Origin of the sequence: Copranaerobaculum intestinale (assembly GCF_009831105.1) — a bacterium.
Classification (GTDB): domain Bacteria; phylum Bacillota_I; class Bacilli_A; order Erysipelotrichales; family Erysipelotrichaceae; genus Copranaerobaculum; species Copranaerobaculum intestinale.
In genome coordinates this window covers 1-4,945 of sequence record NZ_WUUQ01000010.1, presented here as the reverse complement: position 1 = coordinate 4,945, position 4,945 = coordinate 1, and the positions used below count along the sequence as shown (strand labels likewise).

Genomic DNA, 4,945 nt, shown 5'->3' with positions numbered 1-4,945 from the left:
ATAAAAAAAGACTCTCAACAAAGAGAAGAGAGTCGATCACCTGGCAATGAGCTATCTTCACACGGGGCAGGCCCGGTTATTGTCGCCGCTGGAGTGCTTAACTGCTGTGTTCGGCATGGGTACAGGTGTGTCCACTCCGCCATCATCACCAGATCGCTTCTTGAAAAGCAGGTTCCCTGCCTCTCAAAACTGAATAACAACTTGTGCTTCGATAAAGCTAACATGTCTCTCTTTGTGATCAAGTCCTCGACCGATTAGTATCAGTCAACTCCACATATCGCTATGCTTCCATCTCTGACCTATCTACCTCGTCGTCTTCAAGGGGTCTTACTTCTTTCGAATGGGAAATCTCATCTTGGAGTCGGTTTCGCGCTTAGATGCTTTCAGCGCTTATCCGTTCCCTACTTGGCTACCCAGCTATGCACTTGGCAGTACAACTGGTGCACCAGCGGTAGGTCCATCCCGGTCCTCTCGTACTAAGGACAGCTCTCCTCAAATTTCCTTCGCCCACAACAGATAGGGACCGAACTGTCTCACGACGTTCTGAACCCAGCTCGCGTACCGCTTTAATGGGCGGACAGCCCAACCCTTGGAACCGAATTCAGCTCCAGGATGCGATGAGCCGACATCGAGGTGCCAAACCTCGCCGTCGATGTGAACTCTTGGGCGAGATCAGCCTGTTATCCCCAGGGTAGCTTTTATCCGTTGAGCGACGGCCCTTCCATTCGGCACCGCCGGATCACTAATCCCGACTTTCGTCCCTGTTCGACTTGTTTGTCTCACAGTCAAGCACCCTTCTGCATTTGCACTCGTCGATTGATTTCCATCCAATCTGAGGGTACCTTTGGGCGCCTCCGTTACTCTTTAGGAGGCGACCGCCCCAGTCAAACTGCCCACCTGACACTCTCCCTCTACCAGCTTCATGGTAGCAGGTTAGAAATTCAATCAATCAAGGGTGGTATCCCAACACCGACTCCTTCGACACTGACGTGCCGAGCTCTTCGTCTCCCACCTATCCTGTACATCATTGATCAAATCTCAATATCAGGCTGCAGTAAAGCTCCATGGGGTCTTTCCGTCTAGTTGCGGGTAACCTGCATTTTCACAGGTACTAAGATTTCACCGAGTCTGCTGCCGAGACAGCGCCCAAATCGTTACGCCTTTCGTGCGGGTCAGAACTTACCTGACAAGGAATTTCGCTACCTTAGGACCGTTATAGTTACGGCCGCCGTTCACTGGGGCTTCAATTCGCTGCTTCTCCTTTCGGATAACAGTTCCTCTTAACCTTCCAGCACCGGGCAGGCGTCACCCCCTATACTTCGTCTTGCGACTTCGCAGAGAGCTGTGTTTTAGTTAAACAGTCGCTTGGGCCTCTTCACTGCGGCACATTGCTGTGCACTCCTTCTCGCTAACTTACGGAGTCATTTTGCCGAGTTCCTTGGCAACAGTTCTCTCGCTCACCTCAGGATACTCTCCTTGCCCACCTGTGTCGGTTTTGGTACGGGCCGCTGTAGGATTATCACTAGAAACTTTTCTTGGAAGCTGACTTCATCTGCTTCACTACTCGCCCGAGGGCTTTCGCTTACCTGTCACAGTCTGCCTTCCGTGTACGCATTTCACTTTACACCGGCTGCTCTGCTTCGCCCACAATCCATTCAGTGGGTCAGACTAGCCTTCTCCGTCATTCCTTCATTCCTACCGCGGGTACAGGAATATCTGCCTGTTTTCCATCGACTACGCCTTTCGGCCTCGCCTTAGGTCCCGACTTACCCAGGGCGGACGAACCTTCCCCTGGAATCCTTGGGCTATCGGTGTGTAGGATTCTCACCTACATCTCGCTACTCACACCGGCATTCTCACTTCCATACTGTCCACCACTCCTTACGGTATGGCTTCTACCTGCATGGAACGCTCCCCTACCACTATCATTGCTGATAATCCGCAGCTTCGGTATCATGCTTAGCCCCGGTACATTTTCGGCGCAGGGTCACTCGACTAGTGAGCTGTTACGCACTCTTTCAAGGATGGCTGCTTCTGAGCCAACCTCCTAGTTGTCTGTGCATCCCCACATCCTTTTCCACTTAGCATGTATTTTGGGACCTTAACTGGCGGTCTGGGCTGTTTCCCTCTTGACCATGGACCTTATCACCCACAGTCTGACTGCCGAGTATACCTTATGGCATTCGGAGTTTGATTATACTCAGTACCCCGGGATGGGGCCATCGTACATTCAGTGCTCTACCTCCACAAGGCTCTTCCTCGACGCTAGCCCTAAAGCTATTTCGGGGAGAACCAGCTATCTCCGTGTTCGATTGGAATTTCTCCCCTAGCCACAACTCATCCGCTAACTTTTCAACGGTAGTCGGTTCGGTCCTCCATTGAGTTTCACCTCAACTTCAACCTGGTCATGGCTAGATCACACGGTTTCGGGTCTGCGTTCACGTACTTTCGCCCTCTTAAGACTCGCTTTCGCTTCGGCTCCGTATCTTCTACTTAACCTCGCACGTATTCGCAACTCGCCGGTTCATTCTACAAAAGGCACGCCATCACCCTTTAACGGGCTCTGACTTCTTGTAAGCATACGGTTTCAGGTTCTCTTTCACTCCGCTCCCGCGGTTCTTTTCACCTTTCCCTCACGGTACTGGTTCACTATCGGTCACATGGGAGTATTTAGCCTTGACGGATGGTCCCGCCTGCTTCCGACTAGATTTCTCGTGTCTCGCCGTACTCAGGATCCCGCTTCGCTTCACTCGGATTTCATGTACGGGGCTTGCACCCTCTTCGGCCGGCCTTTCGATGCCGTTCCACTATCCTCGCTCTTGCTTCTATTGCGGTCCTACAACCCCAGTTCAAGAACTGGTTTGGGCTCCTCCCCTTTCGCTCGCCGCTACTCAGGGAATCACTTTTGTTTTCTTTTCCTCCGGGTACTTAGATGTTTCAGTTCCCCGGGTTGCTCTCATAGGGTTATGTATTCGCCCTCATGATGACACACTATTACGTGTGCCGGATTCCTCCATTCGGATATCTGCGGATCTTTGCTTTCTTACAGCTCCCCGCAGCGTTTCGCCGTTTGATGCGTCCTTCTTCAGCTCCATGTGCCTAGGCATCCACCGTACGCCCTTTCTTACTTGATCATTTTTTTCGTGTTTCTCAACACGTGTTTTCGCTTTTCCTGATAGAACTCAAGTTTTTAACTGTTGTTTTACTGTTTTTTACTTGCTCGTTTCATCTCCAACTTTTTCAGAAAGATCATGTCTTTTCTCTATCTGTTTTCTGTTGTTATTCAGTTTTCAAAGATCAAAAAGCTGAGAAATCTTCCCGATCTCTCAAAACTAAACAGAATACCTTTCTTCTTTCCACTCGTTTACACTCTTTCTCCTTAGAAAGGAGGTGATCCATCCCCACGTTCCCGTAGGGATACCTTGTTACGACTTAACCCCAGTCATCGGTCCTACCTTCGACGGCTCACTCCTCTTGCGAGGTTATGCCACCGGCTTCGGGTATTACCAACTTCCATGGTTTGACGGGCGGTGTGTACAAGGCCCGAGAACGTATTCACCGCGACATGCTGATTCGCGATTACTAGCGATTCCGACTTCATGAAGTCGAGTTGCAGACTTCAATCCGAACTGAGACGGACTTTATGGGATTTGCTTGCCATCACTGGCTCGCTGCTCTTTGTATCCGCCATTGTAGTACGTGTGTTGCCCAGGCCATAAGGGGCATGATGATTTGACGTCATCCCCACCTTCCTCCGGTTTGTCACCGGCAGTCTATCCAGAGTCCCCATCTTTACATGCTGGTAACTGGATACAAGGGTTGCGCTCGTTGCGGGACTTAACCCAACATCTCACGACACGAGCTGACGACAACCATGCACCACCTGTGTGAGTGATACCTATCTCCCTATCTCTAGGGCCTTTCTCTCCATGTCAAGGCCTGGTAAGGTTCTTCGCGTTGCTTCGAATTAAACCACATACTCCACCGCTTGTGCGGGCCCCCGTCAATTCCTTTGAGTTTCACACTTGCGTGCATACTCCCCAGGCGGAGAACTTATTGCGTTAACTGCAGCACTGAATCTCTCCAACACTTAGTTCTCATCGTTTACGGCGTGGACTACTAGGGTATCTAATCCTATTTGCTCCCCACGCTTTCGTGCTTCAGCGTCAGTTACAGGCCAGGCAACCGCCTTCGCCACTGGTGTTCCTCCATATATCTACGCATTTTACCGCTACACATGGAATTCCATTGCCCTCTCCTGCACTCTAGTCCGACAGTTTCCAAGGCGTATTACAGTTGAGCTGTAACCTTTTACCTCAGACTTATCGCACCGCCTACGCACCCTTTACGCCCAATAATTCCGGATAACGCTTGCCACCTACGTATTACCGCGGCTGCTGGCACGTAGTTAGCCGTGGCTTTCTGGTAAGCTACCGTCACTTACTGACCATTCCCTGTCAGTACCGTTCTTCACTTACAACAGAGCTTTACGACCCGAAGGCCTTCTTCACTCACGCGGCATTGCTCGTTCAGGGTTCCCCCCATTGACGAAAATTCCCTACTGCTGCCTCCCGTAGGAGTTTGGGCCGTGTCTCAGTCCCAATGTGGCCGTTCGCCCTCTCAGGCCGGCTATGCATCATCGCCTTGGTGGGCCGTTACCCTCACCAACTAGCTAATGCACCGCAGGTCCATCCATGTTCACACCCTTAGGCGCTTTAATGACGAGAAGATGCCTTCTCCTCACCTATCCGGTTTTAGCTACCGTTTCCAGCAGTTATCCCGGGCACATGGGCAGGTTACCTACGTGTTACTCACCCGTTCGCCACTCACTTCCAAGAAAGCAAGCTCTCTTTTCCGTGCGTTCGACTTGCATGTATTAGGCATGCCGCCAGCGTTCATCCTGAGCCAGGATCAAACTCTCCATTTGATTGTTTGTTTAGCTCTT

The 4,945-nt window shown here is 51.1% G+C and carries 3 rRNA genes; all 3 read right to left on the bottom strand.

Annotated features, from left to right (window positions below):
- Window positions 1–38 precede the first annotated feature (38 nt).
- Window positions 39–153: ribosomal RNA gene (gene rrf / locus GSF08_RS11440) — 5S ribosomal RNA — on the bottom strand.
- Window positions 154–234: 81 nt separating this feature from the next.
- Window positions 235–3,134, bottom strand: a 23S ribosomal RNA gene (locus GSF08_RS11435).
- A gap of 249 nt (window positions 3,135–3,383) precedes the next feature.
- A 16S ribosomal RNA gene (locus GSF08_RS11430) occupies window positions 3,384–4,927 on the bottom strand.
- The 16S, 23S and 5S rRNA genes sit together here, the layout of an rRNA operon.
- Between the last annotated feature and the right edge of the window lie 18 nt (window positions 4,928–4,945).